This is a genomic window from Hydrogenophaga soli (genome assembly GCF_054777695.1).
Window position 1 is genome coordinate 65,144 of record NZ_BAAHAK010000013.1, and the last position, 21,194, is coordinate 86,337.

The window sequence follows — 21,194 nt, forward strand, 5'->3', positions numbered from 1 at the left end:
GGATGCGACACAAAAAACCTCGACGTGAAAGGCCGGATTTCGACCATAGCATCAACGAATTACGCTGACAAGCTGGTGCTCAGCCCGAGGTTCCGAGGGGCAAGTCTCGGGGCCAAACAAGGGTTCAACCGTTGTCTGACTGCAACGATGGGGCATGCAAAAAGGGGGGCTTGAGCCCCCTTGTTGGGTGGTAACCAGGCTTCATGCATCCAGCAGGATGCGCAGCATGCGGCGCAGCGGTTCGGCAGCGCCCCACAGCAGTTGGTCGCCAATGGTGAATGCACCCACGTACTCGGGGCCCATGGCCATCTTGCGGATGCGCCCCACTGGGATGGTCAGCGTGCCGGTGGTGGCCACGGGTGTCAGGTCCTGGATGGTGGCTTCGCGGGTGTTGGGCACCACCTTCACCCACTCGTTGTCGGCGGCGATCATGGCCTCGATGTCGGCCACGGGCACGTCCTTCTTGAGCTTGAAGGTCAGCGCCTGGCTGTGGCAGCGCATGGCACCGATGCGCACGCAGAAGCCATCCACCGGAACGGCGGCGGAGCCGAAGCCTTCGCCCTGGCCCAGGATCTTGTTGGTCTCGGCCATGCCCTTCCACTCTTCGCGGCTGGTGCCGTTGCCCAGGTCCTTGTCGATCCAGGGGATGAGCGAGCCGCCCAGTGGCACGCCGAAGTTGGCGGTTTCGGTGGCCGACAGGCTGCGTTGCTTGGCGATGACCTTGCGGTCGATTTCCAGGATGGCGCTCTTGGGGTCATCGAGCAGGGCCTTGACCTCGGCGTTCAGGGTGCCGAACTGGGTCAGCAGCTCGCGCATGTGCTGGGCGCCGCCACCGGAGGCGGCCTGGTAGGTCTGGGTGCTCATCCACTCCACCAGACCGGCCTTGTACAGCGCTCCCACACCCATCAGCATGCAGCTGACGGTGCAGTTGCCACCCACCCAGTTGTTGCCACCGTGTGCCAGGGCGGTCTTGATGACGGGCAGGTTGACGGGGTCGAGGACGATGACCGCATCGTCCTTCATGCGCAGGGTGGAGGCTGCGTCGATCCAGTGGCCGTTCCAGCCTGCAGCGCGCAGCTTGGGGAACACCTCGGTGGTGTAGTCGCCGCCTTGGGCGGTGATGATGATGTCGCAGCGCTTGAGCGCGTCGATGTTGTAGGCGTCCTGCAGCTTGGTTTCGTTCTTGGCCACGGCAGGGGCCTGGCCGCCTGCGTTGGATGTGGAGAAGAACACCGGCTCGATCAGGGCGAAGTCGCCTTCGGCCTGCATGCGATCCATCAACACCGAGCCGACCATGCCGCGCCAGCCGACCAAACCCACCAACTTGCTCATTTCAAACGCCCTTTCAGTTTAAGAAAAACAGTGCCAGACCTGACTGTTTGCCCGGCTCGTCTGGCCGGGGAGGGCGCACGACGAACCAGGCTGGATCAGCCTTTAATGGTCGTGGTCTTGGTGAAGCTTGCGCGCGCAGCCAAACCTGCCAGGGCGGCAGGTGCGGGGTTCAGGGTGAACGGGTGGGCGGCAAACATGGGCATGGAGTATAACGGGCCGACCCTTGGGGCTGGCTGACGCCCCGTTTTCATTGTTTTGCGATTCGATCCATGGCCAAATCTTCCATCGTTGTGGCGGCTGTTGCCGTTGCGGTGACCGCCGCTGCCTTTTTGCTCAACCCCTCTGCCGAGAAACACCGCGACACCATCAAGGCCGCCGTGTCCGAGCGCAGCCCCCTGGCGGGTGCCCTGGGTCTGGGGGCCTTGGCCGCCTTCACCTCCACCTACCACCCGCTGGGCGTGGCGTCGTACACCACGGTGAACGACCGCGTGGTGTCGGTGGGGGCGCTGGGGGTGGTGCTGGTGATGGAGCCTTCCACCAGCAAGTGAGGGTGGGCGGTGGGCTCAGCCCGCGGTCAGCAGGTACGCCAGTTCGGTGTCGCTGAAACCGGCCTGTTTGCGGGCCGCCTCGTTGAACGGGGGCTTGAGCCGTGGCGCGGCATGCACCCGCACCAGGTGGCGGTAATGCGCCACGGGGTCCAGCCCCTGGCGCTCGCACAGCCAGCCGTACCAGCGGTTGCCAATGGCCACGTGGCCCACCTCGTCGCGCAGGATGATGTCGAGCGCGTCGCACAGGGCTTGCGCGTCGGAGGCGCCTGCTCCGCCTTGCGCCGCCACCTTGCGCAGCTTGGCCTGGATGAGCGGGGTGGCGTCCAGACCCCGGGCTTCCAGGGTGCGGGGCACCAGCGCCATGCGGGCGGTCACGTCGTGGGCGGTTTTTTCACACATGGCCCACAGGCCATCGTGGGCGTCAAAACTGCCGTAAGCCCATTGCTGGCCCTGTGGGCCGCGCAAATCCAGCAGCAGCCTGTGCAGCAGGGAGAAGTGTTGCGCCTCTTCCGCCGCCACCTGCAACCAGTCGGCGTAAAACGCCGGGGGCATGTCGGCGAAACGCCAGACCGCGTCCAGCGCCAGGTTGATGGCGTTGAACTCGATGTGGCAAATGGCGTGCAACAGCGCTGCCCGACCTTCCACCGTGAACGGGGAGCGTGTGGGCACCTGGGCGGGGTCGATCAACCGAGGTACAGCCGGGCGACCCGGGAGGGCCTGGTCGGCAGGGCGCGGCGCGATGGCGGAAGGCTCCAGGGGCCACTGGCCTGCCTTGAAGGCGTCCACCAAGGCCAGGGTGTGCTGGCATTTTTCGGCCGGGTCCTGCAGGCACAGCACCCGCAAGGCCTGTGAGCGGACATCGGTCGGGGCGGGCGGCAACGGGGAGGTGGACGGGGTTGGCAAGGTCACGATCCCTACAATTCTAGGGATGAGCATTTACCAACTCGACGACATCGCCCCCGCGGTGGACCCCACGGCCTGGGTGGCCGACAGCGCCCAGGTCATGGGCAACGTTCACCTGGCCGCCCACGCCAACGTGTGGTTTGGCACCGTGATCCGGGGGGACAACGAACCCATCCACATCGGCGAAGGCAGCAACATCCAGGACGGCAGCGTGCTGCACTCCGACCACGGCAAACCCCTCACGGTGGGCCAACACGTGACGGTGGGCCACGGCGTGATGCTGCACGGCTGCACGGTGGGCGACGAGACGCTGATCGGCATTGGTGCTGTGGTGCTGAACGGTGCCGTCATCGGCAAGAACTGCCTGGTGGGCGCAGGGTCGCTGGTGACCGAAGGCAAGGTGTTCCCTGACGGCAGCATGATCGTCGGCAGCCCCGCCCGCGTGGTGCGCCAGCTCACGCCCGAGCAAATGGAAGGGCTGCGCCAGAGTGCACGGCATTACATCGACAACGCCCGTCGCTTTCAGACGGGCCTGAAGAAGGTGGGCTGATGTCCGAGTTGCACAAATTCATTTTCGAAGGTCGGCCCGTGCGCGGGATGCTGGTGCGCCTGACCGATGCCTGGCAAGACATGCTGTCGCGCCGCCAGGAGGCCGGGGGCTATCCTCAGGCCGTGACCGAGTTGCTGGGTCAGATGACCGCCGCGGCCACGCTGATGCAGGCCAACATCAAGTTCGACGGTGCCCTGCTGCTGCAGGTGCAGGGCGACGGGCCGGTCAAGCTTGCGGTGGCCGAGGTCAATGCCGACCTGACCCTGCGCGCCACCGCCAAGGTGGTGGGGGAGGTGGCCCACGGCCCCCTGGTGGGCAATGTGCCTCGCCAGACCGACGCCGCCAACGCCGCCGAGGGCGAGGCCGCCGTGCAGCCCGTGCCGCTGAGCGACCTGGTCAACGTCAACAACCAGGGCCGCTGTGCCATCACCTTGGACCCCAAGGGGCGCAAGCCGGGGCAACAGCCTTACCAGGGCATCGTGCCGCTGTTCGGCGACCGTCACGAGAAGCTGGAAAAACTCAGCGACGTGATCGAGCACTACATGCTGCAAAGCGAACAGCTGGACACCCGGCTGGTGCTGGCCGCCAACGACCAGGTGGCCGCCGGGCTGCTGATCCAGCGCCTGCCCTTGCAGGGCGAGGCCAACTTGGCCGGAAGTGGCGTGGTGCGCAGCGACGAGGACCACATCGGCCGCAACGAGGACTACAACCGCATCGCCATCCTGGCGGCCAGCCTCCAGCCCGACGAGCTGCTGACCCTGGACGCCGACACCATCCTGCACCGCCTGTTCTGGGAAGAAGACCTGCGCCGCTTCGAGCCCCTGCAAGGTGAGCAAGGCCCCCGGTTTGCCTGCACCTGTTCGCGGGAACGGGTGGGCAACATGCTGCGCAGCCTGGGCGTGGAGGAAATTGAGTCGGTGCTGGCCGAGCAAGGCCTGGTGTCGGTGGGCTGCGAGTTCTGCGGGGCGCAATACAGCTTCGACCCAGTGGATGCCGCGCAGCTGTTCACCCAGGCGGTGGTGTCTCCCCCCGTCAGCACCGACCCGCAATGAGCTGGCGGAACAGCCGGTGTTCACACTCGGCGTTTCCGCAGTTTTCGCACATCGGTTTGAATTGAAGGCTTTTTATCCTTCTGGCGCTTTCAGAATAAGCGTGAGCAGCTATTTTTTTAATAGCGTTTGCGGCGGGATGCCCTGACCCCAGGCGACCCAGCAAGGTCTGCCAAGCCGCCTGCTCCCGGTCTGAGCCTTCGCCGTAGATGGTGTGCACCGGGGTGGCTTGGCGTGCCAGGGCCTGCCGAAGGGCGTTGTCCTGGTCGGTGTGGGTGGCGCATGGCGGCAGGTCCAGCCCCATCAGCAGCAGCAGCGACGGGGTGGTGGGCAGGCTGAAGGGCGGCAGGCCGAGCGGGGTGGGGATGTCGATCACCACCCAGCCTTGGGCGCCTGCGGTCTGCATGCCCTGGGCCGTGGCCAGGGTCAACGTGTGGGCCGCGGCCTGGCATTCGGCGAGGGACGGCGGCTCATCCGGGTTGGGGTGGCGGGGGCTCAGCAGGTCGGCCACCAGGACCACGGGGCCCACCTGGGCCTGTTCCAGTCCACGGGCCAAGGCCTGGGCGAGGGTGGTCTTGCCGGTGTGTCGGGCACCCAGCAGGGCAATGCAGAAACTCACGGGCCGCGCGGGCGCTCAGGGTTGGGTGGCCGCCGGGGCCGGGTTGCGCACCACCTGCACAAACAGCTCGTTGGGCTTGACCATGCCCAGCTCAGCGCGGGCGCGCTCTTCGATGATTTCCAGGCCCTCGCGCAGGTCCCGGATTTCGTTGGCCAGCTGGTCGTTGCGCCACTGCGCCTGCTGGTTGGCGGCCTGCTGGTGCGCCAACGCCTGCTTCATCTGGGCCACCTGGGTCACGCTGCCGCGACCCAGCCACAGCTGTGCGTGCACCAGCCCCAGCAGGGCCAGCAGCAGCAGGGTGACGAGTCGGGCAGCCACAGGTGAAACCGCTTACTTCAGGTTGTAAAAGGCGGCACGGCCGGGGTAGACGGCGATGTCACCCAGGTCTTCTTCGATGCGCAGCAGCTGGTTGTACTTGGCCATGCGGTCGGAACGGCTCAAGCTGCCGGTCTTGATTTGGCCTGCGTTCAGGCCCACGGCGATGTCGGCAATGGTGTTGTCCTCGGTTTCGCCCGAACGGTGGCTGATGACGGCGGTGTACCCGGCGCGCTTGGCCATTTCGATGGCGGCGAAGGTTTCGGTCAGGGTGCCGATCTGGTTGATCTTGATGAGGATGGAGTTGGCAATGCTCTTCTCGATGCCTTCCTTCAGGATCTTGGTGTTGGTCACGAACAGGTCGTCACCCACCAGCTGCACCTTCTTGCCCAGGCGCTCGGTCAGCAGCTTCCAGCCGTCCCAGTCGCCTTCGGCCATGGCGTCTTCGATGCTGATGATGGGGTACTTGTCGACCCAGGTTTCCAGCATGTCGGTCCATTGCTGGGCGGACAGTTTCAGGCCGCCTTCGCCTTCCAGGACGTACTGGCCGTCCTTGTAGAACTCGCTGGCGGCGCAGTCCAGGCCCAGGGCGATCTGTTCACCGGCGGTGTAGCCGGCGTTGGCAATGGCGTCCAGGATCATCTGGATGGCGGCTTCGTGGCTGGGCACGTTGGGCGCAAAGCCCCCTTCGTCACCCACCGCAATGCTCATGCCCTTGTCGTGCATGATTTTCTTCAGGGCGTGGAACACCTCGGCCCCCCAGCGCAGCGCCTCGCGGAAGCTCGGGGCGCCCACGGGGATGATCATCAGCTCTTGCAGGTCCAGGTTGTTGTTGGCGTGCGCGCCACCGTTGACCACGTTCATCATGGGCACGGGCATCTGGCAGGCGCCGGAGCCGCCGAAGTAGCGGTACAGCGGCAGGCCGGACTCCTCGGCGGCGGCGCGGGCCACGGCCATGGAGACGGCCAACATGGCGTTGGCGCCCAGGCGGCTCTTGTTGTCGGTGCCGTCCAGGTCAATCAGGGTCTTGTCCAGGAAGGCTTGTTCGGAAGCGTCCAGGCCCAGCACGGCTTCGGAGATTTCGGTGTTGATGTGTTCCACGGCCTTGAGCACGCCCTTGCCCAGGTAGCGGCTCTTGTCGCCGTCGCGCAGTTCAATGGCTTCGCGGCTGCCGGTGGACGCGCCGGACGGCACGGCGGCACGGCCCATCACGCCGCTTTCCAGCAGCACGTCGCATTCGACGGTGGGGTTGCCGCGGCTGTCCAGCACTTCGCGGCCGACGATGTCTACGATTGCACTCATGGTTTCACTTTCTTCATCGAGATTGAAAAATCAGACCGGGGTGTCCACACCTTCGACCAGCACCATGTTGAAGTGGCTGGTGGCACCCGCGCGTTTGGCGCGGGCCTGGCGGTACATCTCGCCGTCGTAAAACGCCTTGGCGGCGTCGAAACTGGGGAAGCGCAGCAGGGCCATGCGCACGGGCTGCCAGTCGCCTTCCAGCACCTGGAACTGGCCGCCGCGCACCAGGTATTCACCCCCGGCGGCCTTGACCGCCGCGGGGGCCTCGGCCATGTACTGGCGGTACTGGTCCATGTCGGTGATGTTCATCTCGACGATCAGGTAGCCGGGTGCCATGGGGGAGGTCTCCGTGGAGGGTCAGGCGTTGAAATGGTTTTCCAGGAAGCCGCTGCGCTTGGTGGCCTGGTCCAGCGTGACCAGGGTTTCCAGCAGCGCCTTCATGTGCTGGAGCGGCACGGCGTTGGGGCCGTCGCTCCAGGCCTCGGCGGGCTTGGGGTGGCATTCCATGAACAGGCCCGCCACCCCCACGGCGGTGGCCGCGCGGGCCAGCACCGGCACCATCTCGCGGGCGCCGCCACTGACGGTGCCTTGGCCGCCCGGCTTTTGCACCGAGTGGGTCACGTCGAACACCACCGGGGCGCCACTGTGGCGCATTTCGGCCAGGCTGGTCATGTCGGCCACGAGGTTGTTGTAGCCAAAGCTCACGCCGCGTTCGCAGGCCAGGAAACGGTCTTCCGACAAGCCCACCTCGCGTGCGGCGGCGCGGGCCTTGTCGATCACGTTCTTCATGTCCCACGGGGCCAGGAACTGCCCCTTCTTGATGTTGACCGGCTTGCCGCTTTGCGCCACGGCGCGGATGAAGTCGGTCTGGCGGCACAGGAAGGCCGGTGTCTGCAGCACATCGACCACGCTGGCCACCTCGGCCACCTGGGCGGCCTCGTGCACGTCGGTCAGCACGGGCAGTCCGGTCTGGCGGCGCACTTCGTCCAGGATGTTCAGGCCGCTGTCCAGGCCCACGCCGCGCTGGCTGGTGCCGGACGAGCGGTTGGCCTTGTCGAACGAACCTTTGTAGATCAGCGGGATGCCCAGCGCAGAGCAGGCTTCCTTGAGTTGGCCCGCCACGTCGAGCGACATTTGCAGCCCCTCGATGGAGCAGGTGCCCGCGATCAGGAAAAAGGGCCGATCCAGCCCGACGTCAAAGCCGCAGAGCTTCATGCACTGACCTTTGCCGACGCGCCCTGGTGGTTCAACGCCGCCTTGACGAAGGCGTTGAACAGCGGGTGGCCGTCCCACGGTGTGGACTTGAACTCGGGGTGGAACTGCACACCCATGAACCAAGGGTGGGCCGACTGGGGCAGCTCGACAATTTCGGTGAGCTGCTCGCGCTGGGTCAGCGCGGAAATCACCAGTCCGGCCTGACGCAGCTGGTCCAGGTAGGCCACGTTGGCTTCGTAACGGTGGCGGTGGCGTTCGGTCACCACGGGGCCGTAGATGCTGTGGGCCAGGGTGCCCGGGGCCACGTCGGAACTCTGGGCGCCCAGGCGCATGGTGCCGCCCAGGTCGGAGTGTTCGTCGCGGGTCTTGATGGTGCCGTCGGCGTCTTTCCACTCGGTGATGAGGGCGATGACCGGCTGCGGTCCCTCGGGCTCGAACTCCGTGGAATTGGCCTGCTTCAGTCCGGCCACATGGCGGGCGAATTCAATGGTGGCCACCTGCATGCCCAGGCAGATGCCCAGGTAGGGCACCTTCTGTTCGCGGGCGAACTGGGCGGCCTTGATCTTGCCTTCCACGCCCCGCTTGCCAAAGCCGCCGGGCACCAGGATGGCGTCAAAGCGGGCCAGCTGCTCGACCGATTCGGACTCCAGGTTCTCGGAGTCGATGTAGGTGATGTTGACCTTGGCATGGTTCTTCATGCCAGCGTGGCGCAGCGCCTCGTTGAGCGACTTGTAGCTGTCCGACAGGTCCACGTACTTGCCCACCATGGCAATGTCCACCTGGGCTTGCGGGTGCAACACCTCGTGCACCAGGTCGTCCCAGCGCTTGAGGTTGGCGGGCGGCGTGTTCAGGCGCAGCTTGTCGCAGATCAGGCCGTCCAGGCCCTGTTCGTGCAGCACGCGGGGCACCTTGTAGATGGTGTCCACGTCGGGCATGGAGATCACGCCCCATTGCGCCACGTTGGTGAACAGGCTGATCTTTTCGCGCTCGTCGTCGGGAATGGCCCGGTCGGCGCGGCACAGCAGCGCGTCGGGCTGGATGCCGATTTCGCGCAGCTTCTGCACCGTGTGCTGGGTGGGCTTGGTCTTGAGTTCGCCCGCGGCGGCGATGTAGGGCACGTAGGTCAGGTGCACAAAGGCCGACTGGTTGGGGCCCAGCTTCAGGCTGAGCTGGCGCACGGCTTCCACAAAGGGCAGCGATTCGATGTCGCCCACCGTGCCGCCGATTTCAACGATGGCCACGTCCACCGCGTCATCGGTGCCATAACCGGCCCCGCGCTTGACGAAATCCTGGATTTCGTTGGTGACGTGGGGGATGACCTGCACGGTCTTGCCCAGGTAGTCGCCGCGGCGCTCTTTTTCGAGCACGCTTTTGTAGATCTGGCCGGTGGTGAAGTTGTTGGCCTTTTTCATGCGCGTTTCAATGAAACGCTCGTAATGGCCCAGGTCGAGGTCGGTCTCGGCCCCATCGTCGGTCACAAACACTTCGCCGTGCTGAAAGGGCGACATGGTGCCCGGATCGACGTTGAGGTAGGGATCGAGTTTGATGAGGGTGACTTTGAGGCCGCGCGACTCAAGCAGCGCAGCCAGGGATGCAGAAGCGATGCCCTTGCCCAGCGAAGACACCACACCGCCGGTGACGAAGACAAATTTGGTCATGTCGTGGGTCCGGACGCAGCACGTCCGTGGAGGTGGAAACGCCGATTATAAAAGCCGGGCCGGAGCCCCCGTTGTTTAATACCCGGCCATGAACGCAGCATCCACTTCCCCCTCCGTGACCGCAGCCCCTGTTGTGCAGGGCGATCTGGCCGGTCGTCACATCGTGCTGGGCTTGTCGGGCGGCATTGCCTGCTACAAGGCCGCCGAGTTGTGCCGGGCGCTGGTCAAGGCCGGGGCCACCGTGCAGGTGGTCATGACCGAGGCGGCCACCCAGTTCATCACCCCGGTGACGATGCAGGCGCTGTCGGGGCGGCCCGTGTTCAGCTCGCAGTGGGACGGGCGCGACGCCGCCGGCGTGGGCAACAACATGGCCCACATCAACCTCACCCGCGAGGCCGACGCCATCGTGGTCGCCCCGGCCAGCGCCGACTTCCTCAAGAAGCTGGTGCACGGCGGGGCTGACGACCTGCTGAGCCTGATGTGCCTGGCCCGCCCGCTGGAGCGCGTGCCACTGATCGTGGCCCCGGCCATGAACCGCGAGATGTGGGCCAACCCCGCCACCCAGCGCAACGTGGCCCAGCTGCGGGCCGATGGCGTGCACGTGCTGGACGTGGGGCAGGGCGAACAAGCCTGCGGCGAGGTCGGCGATGGCCGCATGCTGGAGGCCGACGAACTGCTGTACGACCTGATCCGCTTCTTCACGCCCAAGGTGCTGGAAGGCCAGCATGTGGTGGTGACCGCCGGGCCCACCTACGAAGCCATCGACCCGGTGCGCGGCATCACCAACCTCTCCAGCGGCAAGATGGGTTTTGCGATTGCCCGCGCCGCCCACGAGGCGGGTGCCCGCGTCACCCTGGTGGCCGGGCCGGTGGGCTTGAGCACCCCACGGGGCGTGTTGCGGATCGACGTGAAATCGGCAGAAAACATGCTGCTCGCGCTGGATCTGCATGCCGAGGATGCCACCATTTTGGTAGCGGCTGCCGCCGTGGCCGACTGGCGGCCCGCCACCGCCGCCACGCAAAAGATCAAGAAGGACGGCAGCGGCCAGACCCCGGCGCTGACCTTTGTCGAAAACCCCGACCTCCTGGCCCAAATGGCCACCAGCGAAGCCGCCCAGCAACGCCAACTGTTCTGCGTGGGGTTTGCCGCCGAAAGCCACGACCTGCTGGCCCACGCCCAGGCCAAACGCGCCCGCAAGGGCGTGCCGCTGCTGGTGGGCAACATCGGCCCGGCCACTTTCGGGCAAGACCACAACGCCTTGTTGCTGGTGGACGAACACGGCACCCTGTCCATGCCCAGCAACACCAAACTGGCGCTGGCGCGGCAGCTGGTGGCGGAAATCGCCCGCCGCCGGGCCGCCTGGGCGGCAGAAGCGCGTTGACCCCGTCCCCATCCCCTGCGAAAGGGGGATGGATTTACAAGAAAAATAAGCCTCTGGCGCTTTTTCTGTAAGCGTGAGTGGCTACTGATTTTGTAGTGATCAAGGGGCCGGGCTTCAGCCGGGCAGCCGGTACACCAGCACCTTCAGCGCCCGTTCGGGGTCGATGTCGGCAAACACCGCGGGGTTGGGCAGGCGTTGCACAAACTGCAATTCGGGTGCTTGCTCCCGCATTTGGCGGTGCAGGAACTCGGCGTCCAGCTCGGGCGCGTTCAGGCACAGCAGGGCGTGTCCGCCAGGCATCAGCAAATCGGGCAGGCGGCGCACCAGGCGGGCGTAGTCCTTGGTGGCCACAAAGCTGCCCTTCTGGTGGCTGGGCGGGTCCAGCACCACCAGCTCGTAAGGCCCCAGGCGGGTGAGCTTGCCCCACGAGCTGAACACGTCGTGCGCCAGAAACCGCGCCCGGCCTGCCAGCCCGTTGCGGGCGTGGTTGAGCTGCCCGGTGGCCAGCGCCCCACTGGCCATGTCCACGTTCACCACCTCGGTGGCCCCGCCTTGCAAGGCCGCGATGGAAAAACCGCAGGTGTAGGCAAACAGGTTGAGCACCTTGAACCGCGGGGGCCGGGTGTGCCCGGCGGCCTGGTGCTCGGCCAGGTGTTGTTCGGCCCGCTGGCGCACCCAGCGGCGGCCCTCGGCCATGTCGAGGAACAGGCCGTGGTTCTGGCCCCGCAGCACGTGCACGGTGTAGCGGGCACCGTCTTCGTGCACCTCATGGGGCTCGGGCACCTGCCCGGCCATCAGCTGGGTGTGGGCCTTGCCGGGTTGGCTGCGGTCCTGGAACACCCAGTTCAGGTGCCGCTGGGGCCACAGCGTGGCGTGGCGGGCGGCCAAGGCCTCACCCACGGCGGCCAGGTCGACTTCGGCCACCGGGGCAAAGGCGGTCAGCACCCACACGGGGGCGTACCAGTCCAGCGTCAGGTGTTCGCACCCGGGGTGCAGGCCGCCGCGGCCATGGAACAGGCGCTCGGCCTCGGTGGTGGGTTGGGCGGTGGAGAGGGTGTGGAGCAGGGCTTGCATGGGCGGCGATGGTGCCACGCGTCATTCGCGGTCGCAGTTGGCGGCCTGCATGCCCTGACCAAACGGGGAGTCGTGCAGCTCGGTCATGCGGCTCGACTGTCGCTTGCGCATGCAGTAACGGCCCCAGGGGGTGCGCACTTCGGCCTGGGCCAGGGTGTCGCCGCGCCGTTCCCGCACGCTCACCACGCCGGTGACGCTGGGGTGTGCGGGGGCCAGGGGGGCCGCGGCGGCCTGTTGGGCTGCCGTGGGTTCGGGGGCCACCGGTCCTACGGGGGCTGAGCCACGCACCGCTCCGAGCCCCGGCCCCAGCGGGCCGTGGGACGAAGCGGTCCAACGCCCGGACTGAGAGGCATGGCGCGGCAGGTCCAGGTCCAGCGGGTGTTGGGGTGGCGGGGGAGGGGCATCGGCAGGCGGTGCTGCGGTGAACGCGGTGGCCGGGCTGGCCTGTGCCGTGGCCGGTGCGGGCGTGCGTGCGCGCTCGGGGGCCAATGCCACCGGGGCTCGCGCGCTCGCGCTGGGAGCTGTGCGGGCGGGCGGGGCCGTGGGCTCCACGGCGGGGGCAGGCAACAGCACCGCATGCAGGGTGCGCGGGGGCGTGGCTTCGGGGGCCAGGGGCGTGGGCCGGTGGAACGCGGGCCACCACCCCAGCACGGCAACGTGGGCCAGCACCGAGGCCACCACCGCCCAGGTGGCGGTGTGTCGGGGGCTCATGGCGGGGTGGGGTGGCTGGGGTCGATGGCCGGACCCGATGAGGGGGCTGGCTCGGGCTCGGGGCCGGGTTCGCTGGTCAGCAGGTCGCCGGGCTGGCAGTCCAGCGCCTCGCAGATTTTTTGCAGGGTGTCGAAGCGCACCCCGCGCACCTTGCCGCTTTTGAGCAGCGACAGGTTCTGCTCGGTGATGCCCACCCGCGCCGCCAGGTCGCGCGAGCGCATCTTGCGCCGGGCCAGCATCACGTCCAGGGTCACGACGATGGGCATGGTCAGACGAACTCCTGGTTTTCCTGGGCGATGCGGGCGGCCTCCACCATCACACTGGCCAGCAGCACGATGAGGGTGCCGAACAGCAGCACGGTGTAGTTCTCGAAGTTGACCGACAGCGCCAGGATGCGGTGGCCCGGCGGGTTGTGCAGCGTGAGCGCCAGTGCCCCCAGCGTGGGGGTGAGGGTTTGCAAGGCCCCCATGCCCGTGAGCCACAGGCCCACGCTGCGCAGCAGGCGGGCGGCATTCAGGTCGAACAACGCGCCTTGCCGGTAATGCGCCAGCAGGCGACGCAGCTGCCACAGCCCGGCCAAACCCAGCGGGCCGGGCAGCAGCAGGGCGGTGCGGGTCAGCCACAAGCTGTCAGGGGGGAGGTGGGTGGGCAGGTGTTCGGGGGCCACGCGCCATTGGAACGACGCCAGGGCCAGCAGCCAGGGCTCACTCATCCACCAAGGGCTGGCGAGCAGGGCGGCCAGGCCCAGCAGGCCGCCCAGCGTGACAAACACATGCAGCCTGCGGGCCAGCCGCACCGCGGGGGTGTGCGGGCCACCCTCCAAGCCATGAATTTCGTGGTTCATGGGTTGGAGTTTATTGTTTTACGTTAAAAAATAAAACAATGGGGTGAAAAATAAGGCGCTTCAGTCGCGGCGGCCCAGCAGCAGGTACTCCATCAGGGCCTTTTGCACGTGCATGCGGTTTTCGGCTTCGTCCCACACCACGCTTTGCGGGCCGTCGATCACCTCGGCGGTGACTTCCTCACCGCGGTGGGCGGGCAGGCAGTGCATGAACAGGGCGTCGGGCTTGGCCACGGCCATCATCTCGGTGTTGACGCACCAGTCGGCAAAGGCGGCGCGGCGCACCTCGTTTTCGGCCTCGTAGCCCATGCTGGTCCACACGTCGGTGGTGACCAGGTCGGCACCGCGGCAGGCGTCCAGCGGGTTGCTGAAAATTTTGTAGCACGCTGCGCTTGATACACCTGCGACAGAGGGCTGAACTTCGTAGCCTTTGGGGGTGCTGATGTGCACCGTGAAGCCCAGCAGCTCAGCCGCTTGCAGCCAGGTGTTGGCCATGTTGTTGCCGTCGCCCACCCAGGTGACCACCTTGCCACGGATGGCATCCAGCGGCTGGCCGCTGGCGGCGGGACGGTGCTCGACCAGGGTGAACAGGTCGGCCAGGATCTGGCAGGGGTGGTACTCGTTGGTCAGGCCGTTGATGACCGGCACGCGAGAGTGGGCGGCAAAACGCTCGATCTTGCTTTGCTCGAAGGTGCGGATCATCACCAGGTCCACCATGCGGCTGATGACCTTGGCACTGTCTTCAATGGGTTCGGAGCGGCCCAGCTGGCTGTCGCCCGTGGTCAGGTGGACCACGCTGCCGCCCATCTGGTACATGCCGGCCTCGAAGCTCACGCGGGTGCGGGTGCTGGCCTTTTCGAAAATCATGGCCAGCGTGCGGTCGGGGTCGGCAAACGGCTGGTACTTTTCAACCGCCTTGAACTTGTGCTTGATGAAGGCCGAGCGTGCCAGCAGGTAGCCGTATTCGTCGGCGTTCAGGTCCTTGAACTGCAGGTAGTGTTTCATGGGCTCAGTGGGTGCGAAGGTGGGGGTCACGCCTGTTCGGCCAGGAAGGTCTTGATCAGCGGCACCAGGATGGCCACGATTTCGTCGGCCTCGGCCACGCTGAGGATGAGCGGGGGCACCAGGCGCACCACGCTGTCGGCGGTGACGGAAATCATCAGCCCCGCGTCGGCAGCACGCTGCAGCAGCACGCCGCAGGGGCGGTTCAGCTCCACGCCCAGCATCAGGCCCTGGCCACGCACGTCCTTCACGCCCTGGACGTTCATCAGCTGGGTGACCAGCGCGGTTTTCAGGTGGTTGCCCACTTGGACTGCGTTGGCCAGGAGGTCTTCTTCTTCCATGATGCGCAGCGTTTCCACCCCGGCGCGCATGGCCAGCGGGTTGCCGCCGAAGGTGGTGCCGTGGTTGCCCGGCTGGAAGATGTGGGCGGCCTTGGGACCGGCCACCACCGCGCCCACGGGCACGCCCGAGCCCAGGCCCTTGGCCAGGGGCATCACGTCGGGGACGATGCCGGCCCACTGGTGGGCAAACCACTTGCCGGTGCGGCCAATGCCGCATTGCACCTCGTCGATCATCAGCAGCCAGTCGCGTTCGTCGCAGATGGCGCGCAATTGCTGCATGAACTCCACCGTCATGGGGTGGATGCCGCCTTCACCCTGGATGGCCTCGAAAAACACCGCGGTGATGTTGGCATTGCCTTCGGTGGCCTTGCGCAGCGCAGCGATGTCGTTGCGCGGCACGCGCACAAAGCCTTCCACCAGCGGGCCGAACCCGGCGTGGATCTTGGGGTTGGCGGTGGCGCTCAGCGTGGCGATGCTGCGGCCATGGAAGGCCCCTTCAAACACCACCACCTCGGGGCGGGTGATACCCTTGTCGTGCCCGAACTTGCGCGCCAGCTTCAGCGCGGCCTCGTTGGCCTCCAGCCCGGTGGAGCAGAAGAACACGTTGGTCATGCCCGACAGCTCGACCAGCTTGGCCGCCAGCTGCTCCTGGCCGGGCACGTGGTAGTAGTTGCTGCTGTGGATGAGCTTGCCCACCTGGTCTTGCAGGGCCGCCACCAGCTTGGGGTGGGCATGGCCCAAGGTGTTGACGGCGATGCCGCCCAGGCCGTCCAGGTAGGCCTTGCCGTTCGTGTCCCAGACTCGGCAGCCTCGGCCATGGGAGAGCGCCAAGGGCAGGCGCCCGTAGGTGTTCATCACATGGGGAGATGCGGCGGCCGGTGCTGCGGCAGGGGCGGTCATGGCAAGTTCCAATCTGTAAAAAAGAAAGCGGCCCAACGAAGGTTGAGCCGTTGAAGTCTGATTTTAGGGCCACGGCATGACGCGGGGATTGCGCGGGCTGCGCCCGGGGCGTGCATGCCATGGCGGATCTATTGATAATCGTTGGCTGATATTTGAATATTCAGCAGGAGAAGTTTCATGCCCGGCCCCCAACCTGTGTCCCCCGTTCCCCACCCTGCAACCCCTGAGGTGTGCTCTCGTCGGCAGGCCTTGCGTCGTTTGGCCTGGGGGGCGTCGGGTGTGGCAGGCACCACGGCGCTGGGCGGGGCGCTGTCGCTGGTGCCCGAGGTGAGTGCCTTTGCGCAGCAGGTGCACGATTTCATGGCCGGGCCGTCGGTGGCTGACATCGCCCCTCAGCAGGTGTCGCCCCATGTGTGGATGGTCTACGCCAACGACGGTTTTCCCACAGCAGAGAACCAGGGAATGATGGCCAACCTGTTCTTCGTGGTCACTTCGCAAGGGGTGGTGGTGCTGGACAGTGGGGCGTCGCTGCAAATCGGGCAGATGGCCATCCGCATGATCAAGAAGGTCACCTCCAAACCCGTGGTGGCCGTGTTCAACAGCCACTACCACGGTGACCATTGGCTGGGCAACCATGCTTTTGCCGAAGCCTTCGGCAAAGACTTGCCCATTGTGGCCCTGCAAGGCACGGCCGATCAGATCAAGGGCCACGAGGGCAACCTGTGGCGCAGCCTGATGGAGCGCTGGACCAACCAGGCCACCCTGGGCACGCAGGTGGTGGCCCCCAACCGCGTCACCCGCCACGGAGAGGTGTTCAAGTTTGGCGATGTGACCCTCAAGATGCACCACCACGGCCAGGCGCACACCCCGTCGGACCTGTGCGTGGAGGTGGTGGAAGACCGGGTCACCCAGGTGGGCGACATTGCCATGGAAAACCGCATCGCCAACATCGACGATGGCTCGTACCCGGGCACCTTCAAGTACTACGACGCCTTGCGTCAGGCCGCGGGCGACCAGCTGTGGATGCCTGGCCACGGCATGCCCCGGCGCAACCTGCTGGACACCTACGGCACCTTCCTCAAGGGCATCTGGGAGCCCTGCGTGGAGGCCGTGAAAAACGACATTCCGCTGGAGAAGGCCAAGGACATGGTGCTGAAAGACCCCCGCGTGGCCGCACGCGCCAAGACCATGGCGGGCTTTGACAGCAACATTGGGAAGTACACCAGCCTGGCCTACCTGGAGGCCGAAAAGCTGGCGTTCTGACGCCACCCTCGGAGCGAGGGTTTTCGCGTCAGCCGTGGGTGTGCAACAGCTTGGCGTTGAGCACCGAGTGCGGGATTTTGAAGCGGTTGACCTGCTCGGCCAGGTGCTGCACCTGATCGTCCAGGTTCTTGGTGGCGGCGGCGGTTTCTTCCACCAGCGCCGCGTTCTGCTGCGTGACCTGGTCGATCTGGTGCACCGCATCGCCCACCTGTTGCACACCGGCCGACTGTTCCTGTGATGAATGGTCCACCGAGCCAATGGTTTCCAGCACCGCCGAGATGTGCTTGAGCGCCTCGGCCGCGGCCTGGCGTGCATGGGCGGCTTCGGTGTTGCCGGTTTCCATCTTGGCGGCGCTGTCCTCGATGATGCCCTTGATCTCCTGGGCCGACGACGCCGAGCGCTGGGCCAGCGCCCGCACCTCCGAGGCCACCACCGCAAAGCCTCGCCCTTGGTCCCCGGCACGGGCGGCTTCCACCGCGGCGTTGAGGGCCAGGATGTTGGTCTGGAAGGCGATGGAGTCGATCACGGTGACGATGTCGCGGATGCGCTGCGAGGCCACCTGAACCGCCTCCATGGTCTTGACCAGCCGGTCCAGCTGGCCATCCACCTCCTGGGTGGACTGGGTGGCCGAATGGGTCAGCTTCTGCGCCTCGCGGGTGGTCTCGGAGTTCTGCTGCACCGTGCTGACGATTTCCTCCATGGTGGCGGCGGTTTCCTCCAGGGCACTGGCCTGCTCCTCGGTGCGGCTGCTGAGGTCGGTGTTGGCCGTGGCAATCTGGCTGGAGGCCGAGGCCACCGCGTTGGTGCTTTGCTGGATGCGCATCAGCACGTGGGCCAGCTTTTCCCGCATGTGGTTCAGGTCTTCCATCACGTCGGTCAACTCGTTGTGGCCCTCGATGGCGATGTGGGCGGTCAAATCCCCCTGGGCCATGGTCTGGGCAAACGCCTTGGTGGCCCGCAACGGCTGCATGATGGAGGCGTACAGCTGCTGGGCGGCCACCAGGCTCAGAATCACGGAGATCACACCCAAGCTCACGTTGATCTGGACCCCGCGTGAGAGGTGGGCCTCGGTTTCGTCACCGCGTGCTTCGGCGGCCTGCTGTTCGGCTTTGGACAGCGCTTGCACGGGGCCGCTCAGGGCCTCGATGGCGGGCACCACCTGCGCACTGAGCAGGGCCTTGGCCGCGTCCTCCCCTTGCGTGTCCAAGGCGGCGGTGGTGGCGGCAAATGCGGTCACAAACGCCTGCCGCCTGGCCTTGGCCTCGTCCACCAGCGCTTTTTCCGTGGGTTGGGTGGTCAGCCGGGTCAGCTCGTCAAAGTAGCCGTCGATGTCTTGCCGGGTCTTGGCCATGCGCTGGCGAATGGCCGCCCGAAGGGAGGGGTCTACCACCAGCAACTCCATGGCGCTGCGTGCATTGTTTTGGGTGGCGCTGTCGATGGCCGCGGCCAGCTCCAGCTTGCGCATGTGCACATGCACCAGGGTGTCCAGCTCGGCTTCGGTGTTGTGGCCGACGCGGATCTCCAAGCCAATGATGAGGGCCATCAGCCCCAGCAACAGGGCGAAAGTGCCTGTCAGGCGAGCACGGATGGAAACGCGGTTGAGCAAAACTCCCATGAACTTCTCCCTGTTGAATGCGCGGTTTGCGCACAGTGTAGGGATTTCCTGATGTTTGTACTCAGGGAAAGCCTGGGGGGTTGGGCCTCAGGGCTTGAAGGTCCACCAGGGCAGCCAGCGGCTCATGGCCTGCACGGTGCCCGGCTGGTCGGGGGCGTAGCCCGGCAGGTGTTGCAGGGCGTCTTGCCACAGGGGGGACGCCAGCCACTGTCGCAGGGCCTGCAGGGCCGGGGTGTCCAGCGCGGTTTTCAGACACACCAGTTGGTAGCGCTCCTGCACCAGCGGCACAAAGTCCAGCCCCGCCGCCACCGCCGCCGATTGAGGTCCCAGCCCCACATCCGCCTGGCCCGAGGCCACGGCCTGGGCCACCGCCGCGTGCGACGGTTGGCATTGCTCGTAACCCCGCACCTGCTGGGTGGGCAGGCCCGCTTCGGCCAGCATGTCGTCCAGCAGCACCCGCGTGCCCGACCCCAAGGGCCGGTTGATCCAGCGCACTGTGGGGCGCACCGCATCGGCCAGTTGGTGAATGCCCAGCGGGTTTCCGGCGGCCACCATCAGGCCCATGGTGCGCAGGGCGAAACCCATGACCTTGTGCCGCCCGGGTTGCAGCAGCGGTTTGTAGGTGCGGGCCGTGAGTGTGTGCCGGTCGGGGTGCTGGCGGGTGTGGAACCCGGCGACGTGGCAGCGCCCCTCGTTGAGCGCACGGATGGCGTCCACGCTGCCGGTGAAGTGGATGTCGAGGTGCAGCCCGCCTTGCTGGCTGGCCAGGTCTTGCAGGCCCGACAGGGCGTCGTCGTGGCTGGCGTGCAGGGAGAGCACCAGGGTTTGGTCGTCAAACACCGTGGCCAGTGCCCGCTCCAGCTCGGCCTGCAGTGCTTCGATCTGCGGGGCCAGCCGGGCCTGGGCCAGGCGCTCGGCCCACAGCAGCTTGTCGGCAAACGGCGTGAGGCGGGCGGCCTGGCCGCGGTCCCACACAATGAGTTCGTGCCCCAGATCGACTTCCCACGCCTTGAGCTGACCCCACACATGCCGGTACGACAGGTTCAGCCGCCGGGCGGCGGCGGAAATGGAGCCTTCCTGACGCACGGCCAGCAGCAGGTCCAGCAAGGGGTTGTGCAGGCGCCGACTGCGCTCGGACGCGCGGGTCAGCTGGTACAGAAGTTCGACACGCGGAATGGCGGGCATGGCGGCAGGGCAAAAGGGGGCAGTGGCGCATTGTCCACGGACTGGCGGCGGGCCACGCTGTCTACACTTGGGAACGTGTCCGCCCGTGGCGGCACCCCTTGCATGGACGACTCATGAGCACCTCCCCTTCACCTTCGCCGCTCGACCTGTGGCGCTACCTGTTCCGCTGGACCTGGCTGGCGTGTGCGGTGGCCGTGCTGGCGGGGTCGGCGTCGGCCTTGTTCCTGTGGCTGCTGGACGTGGCCACCACCACCCGCTTGGCCAACCCCTGGCTGCTGGCCTTGCTGCCCGTGGCGGGGTTTGCCGTGGGGTGGCTGTACTGGCGCCTGGGGCAGCAGGTGGAGGCGGGCAACAACCTGCTGATCGACGAGATCCACGACCCCCAGAAGGTGGTGCCCCTGCGCATGGCCCCGCTGGTGTTGGCGGGAACGGTCGTTTCCCACCTGTTTGGTGCCTCGGTGGGGCGTGAGGGCACGGCGGTGCAAATGGGTGGGGCACTGGCGGACCAGCTCACCCACCTGTTCAGGGTCCCGCCGGTGGACCGTCGCATCGTCCTCATGGCGGGCATCAGCGCGGGTTTTTCGTCGGTGTTTGGCACGCCGCTGGCCGGGGCCATCTTCGGCCTGGAGGTGCTGGCCGTGGGGCGCATGCGCTACGACGCGCTGCTGCCCTGCGTGCTGGCGGCGGTGCTGGCCGACCAGGTGGGGCTGTGGTGGGGTGTGCACCACACCCACTACGCCATGGGGGCCTTGCCGCCCGTGGCCGGGTGGACCTTGCTGGCCGTGGCCGTGGCCGGGGCCTTGTTCGGCCTGACGGGCAAGCTGTTTGCCCAAGGCACCCACGCCCTGGCCGCTTGGGTCAAGGCCCGGGTGGCCTACGCCCCCATGCGCCCTTTCCTGGGTGGGGTGGTGGTGGCTGGGGCGGCGTGGGCCTTGGGCGCGGACCGATACCTGGGCCTGGGCATTCCCACCCTCGTGGAGGCCTTCCAGCAGCCCGTGGCGCCGTGGGACTTTGCGGGCAAGATGGCCTTCACCATCGCCTCGTTGGGCAGTGGTTTCAAAGGGGGCGAGGTCACGCCGCTGTTCTACATCGGGGCCACGCTGGGCAACGCCCTGGCCCCGGTGTTGAACCTGCCCTTCCCGCTGCTGGCCGGGCTGGGCTTTGTGGCCGTGTTTGCCGGGGCCGCCAACACCCCCATCGCGTCCACGCTGATGGCCATGGAGCTGTTTGGGGCCGAGGTGGGGGTGTTTGCCGCCTTGGCCTGTGTGGTCAGCTACCTGTTCTCCGGGCATGCCAGCATCTACCGTGCGCAACGCCGGGAGCAGGGCAAGTGGTGACGTATGTCCAAGCCTTCATACCGTGGCAGTACTGACTTCGGGCCCCCCACCCG

General features: G+C 66.6%; 22 protein-coding genes. 6 read left to right on the plus strand and 16 right to left on the minus strand.

The genetic code is table 11. The features are described 5' to 3' along the window. Positions 1–201: 201 nt before the first annotated feature. On the minus strand, positions 202–1,332 hold the full coding sequence (gene asd / locus ACYVB7_RS18825) for an aspartate-semialdehyde dehydrogenase (RefSeq protein WP_460510335.1): 1,131 nt from the start codon (positions 1,330–1,332) through the stop codon (positions 202–204). Between the two features lie 269 nt (positions 1,333–1,601). On the opposite strand from asd, the gene ACYVB7_RS18830 reads away from it, so the two are divergent. Beyond that, positions 1,602–1,880 carry a hypothetical protein gene (locus ACYVB7_RS18830; protein ID WP_460510337.1) on the plus strand — a complete coding sequence of 93 codons (279 nt, stop codon included), beginning with the start codon at positions 1,602–1,604 and terminating at the stop codon, positions 1,878–1,880. Positions 1,881–1,895: 15 nt separating this feature from the next. Here the strand turns inward: ACYVB7_RS18830 and ACYVB7_RS18835 are convergent, their stop codons facing one another. After that, positions 1,896–2,783, minus strand: coding sequence for a ferritin-like domain-containing protein (locus tag ACYVB7_RS18835; protein WP_460510397.1), 888 nt, complete (start codon positions 2,781–2,783; stop codon positions 1,896–1,898). A 25-nt stretch (positions 2,784–2,808) separates the two neighbouring features. Here ACYVB7_RS18835 and ACYVB7_RS18840 point away from each other — a divergent pair, with 25 nt between their 5' ends. Beyond that, complete coding sequence (locus ACYVB7_RS18840) at positions 2,809–3,333, plus strand: gamma carbonic anhydrase family protein (RefSeq protein ID WP_460510340.1); 525 nt, start codon at positions 2,809–2,811, stop codon at positions 3,331–3,333. Further along, positions 3,333–4,385, plus strand: coding sequence for an Hsp33 family molecular chaperone HslO (gene hslO, locus ACYVB7_RS18845; RefSeq protein WP_460510342.1), 1,053 nt, complete (start codon positions 3,333–3,335; stop codon positions 4,383–4,385). The genes ACYVB7_RS18840 and hslO overlap by 1 nt, the downstream gene beginning before the upstream one ends. On the opposite strand, the gene ACYVB7_RS18850 is transcribed toward hslO, so the two are convergent. Genes ACYVB7_RS18850 through ACYVB7_RS18875 form a run of 6 tightly spaced genes read right to left on the minus strand, consistent with a single transcriptional unit; the run spans position 4,366 to position 9,491 of the window. Beyond that, entirely contained in the window at positions 4,366–5,001 is a 636-nt protein-coding gene (locus tag ACYVB7_RS18850; RefSeq protein WP_460510344.1) for a hypothetical protein, read from the minus strand. The two genes, hslO and ACYVB7_RS18850, sit on opposite strands and share 20 nt — an antisense overlap. 15 nt (positions 5,002–5,016) lie before the next feature. After that, a complete protein-coding gene (ftsB, locus tag ACYVB7_RS18855; protein WP_460510346.1) occupies positions 5,017–5,319 on the minus strand; it encodes an FtsB/FtsL family cell division protein in 303 nt (100 codons plus the stop codon). Positions 5,320–5,331: 12 nt separating this feature from the next. Further along, positions 5,332–6,618, minus strand: coding sequence for a phosphopyruvate hydratase (gene eno / locus ACYVB7_RS18860; RefSeq protein WP_460510348.1), 1,287 nt, complete (start codon positions 6,616–6,618; stop codon positions 5,332–5,334). A 30-nt stretch (positions 6,619–6,648) separates the two neighbouring features. Beyond that, complete coding sequence (locus ACYVB7_RS18865; protein WP_460510350.1) at positions 6,649–6,954, minus strand: DUF1330 domain-containing protein; 306 nt, start codon at positions 6,952–6,954, stop codon at positions 6,649–6,651. Positions 6,955–6,975: 21 nt separating this feature from the next. After that, positions 6,976–7,833 (minus strand): 3-deoxy-8-phosphooctulonate synthase, encoded by an 858-nt coding sequence (kdsA, locus tag ACYVB7_RS18870; protein WP_460510352.1) that lies wholly within the window; start codon positions 7,831–7,833, stop codon positions 6,976–6,978. After that, on the minus strand, positions 7,830–9,491 hold the full coding sequence (locus tag ACYVB7_RS18875; protein WP_460510354.1) for a CTP synthase: 1,662 nt from the start codon (positions 9,489–9,491) through the stop codon (positions 7,830–7,832). The genes kdsA and ACYVB7_RS18875 overlap by 4 nt, the downstream gene beginning before the upstream one ends. An 88-nt stretch (positions 9,492–9,579) precedes the next feature. On the opposite strand from ACYVB7_RS18875, the gene coaBC reads away from it, so the two are divergent. Continuing rightward, a complete protein-coding gene (gene coaBC, locus ACYVB7_RS18880; protein ID WP_460510356.1) occupies positions 9,580–10,872 on the plus strand; it encodes a bifunctional phosphopantothenoylcysteine decarboxylase/phosphopantothenate synthase in 1,293 nt (430 codons plus the stop codon). A 114-nt stretch (positions 10,873–10,986) separates the two neighbouring features. Here coaBC and ACYVB7_RS18885 read toward each other — a convergent pair whose 3' ends face one another. Genes ACYVB7_RS18885 through ACYVB7_RS18910 form a run of 6 tightly spaced genes read right to left on the minus strand, consistent with a single transcriptional unit; the run spans position 10,987 to position 15,741 of the window. Beyond that, a complete protein-coding gene (locus ACYVB7_RS18885) occupies positions 10,987–11,946 on the minus strand; it encodes a class I SAM-dependent methyltransferase (RefSeq protein WP_460510358.1) in 960 nt (319 codons plus the stop codon). Between the two features lie 21 nt (positions 11,947–11,967). Next, positions 11,968–12,657, minus strand: a complete 690-nt coding sequence (locus ACYVB7_RS18890; protein ID WP_460510360.1) for a hypothetical protein — start codon at positions 12,655–12,657, stop codon at positions 11,968–11,970. Next, positions 12,654–12,923 (minus strand): helix-turn-helix domain-containing protein, encoded by a 270-nt coding sequence (locus tag ACYVB7_RS18895; protein WP_460510362.1) that lies wholly within the window; start codon positions 12,921–12,923, stop codon positions 12,654–12,656. The genes ACYVB7_RS18890 and ACYVB7_RS18895 overlap by 4 nt, the downstream gene beginning before the upstream one ends. 2 nt (positions 12,924–12,925) lie before the next feature. Continuing rightward, complete coding sequence (locus tag ACYVB7_RS18900) at positions 12,926–13,501, minus strand: DUF2975 domain-containing protein (RefSeq protein ID WP_460510364.1); 576 nt, start codon at positions 13,499–13,501, stop codon at positions 12,926–12,928. 60 nt (positions 13,502–13,561) lie between these two features. Then, on the minus strand, positions 13,562–14,503 hold the full coding sequence (gene argF, locus ACYVB7_RS18905) for an ornithine carbamoyltransferase (protein ID WP_460510366.1): 942 nt from the start codon (positions 14,501–14,503) through the stop codon (positions 13,562–13,564). Between the two features lie 26 nt (positions 14,504–14,529). After that, positions 14,530–15,741, minus strand: a complete 1,212-nt coding sequence (locus tag ACYVB7_RS18910; protein WP_460510367.1) for an aspartate aminotransferase family protein — start codon at positions 15,739–15,741, stop codon at positions 14,530–14,532. A gap of 177 nt (positions 15,742–15,918) precedes the next feature. Here ACYVB7_RS18910 and ACYVB7_RS18915 point away from each other — a divergent pair, with 177 nt between their 5' ends. Beyond that, positions 15,919–17,004, plus strand: coding sequence for an MBL fold metallo-hydrolase (locus ACYVB7_RS18915; RefSeq protein ID WP_460510369.1), 1,086 nt, complete (start codon positions 15,919–15,921; stop codon positions 17,002–17,004). 28 nt (positions 17,005–17,032) lie between these two features. Here the strand turns inward: ACYVB7_RS18915 and ACYVB7_RS18920 are convergent, their stop codons facing one another. After that, positions 17,033–18,619, minus strand: a complete 1,587-nt coding sequence (locus tag ACYVB7_RS18920) for a methyl-accepting chemotaxis protein (protein ID WP_460510371.1) — start codon at positions 18,617–18,619, stop codon at positions 17,033–17,035. 87 nt (positions 18,620–18,706) lie between these two features. Further along, positions 18,707–19,795, minus strand: coding sequence for a substrate-binding domain-containing protein (locus ACYVB7_RS18925; RefSeq protein ID WP_460510399.1), 1,089 nt, complete (start codon positions 19,793–19,795; stop codon positions 18,707–18,709). A gap of 122 nt (positions 19,796–19,917) precedes the next feature. On the opposite strand from ACYVB7_RS18925, the gene ACYVB7_RS18930 reads away from it, so the two are divergent. Then, complete coding sequence (locus ACYVB7_RS18930) at positions 19,918–21,141, plus strand: voltage-gated chloride channel family protein (RefSeq protein ID WP_460510373.1); 1,224 nt, start codon at positions 19,918–19,920, stop codon at positions 21,139–21,141. Positions 21,142–21,194 lie beyond the last annotated feature (53 nt).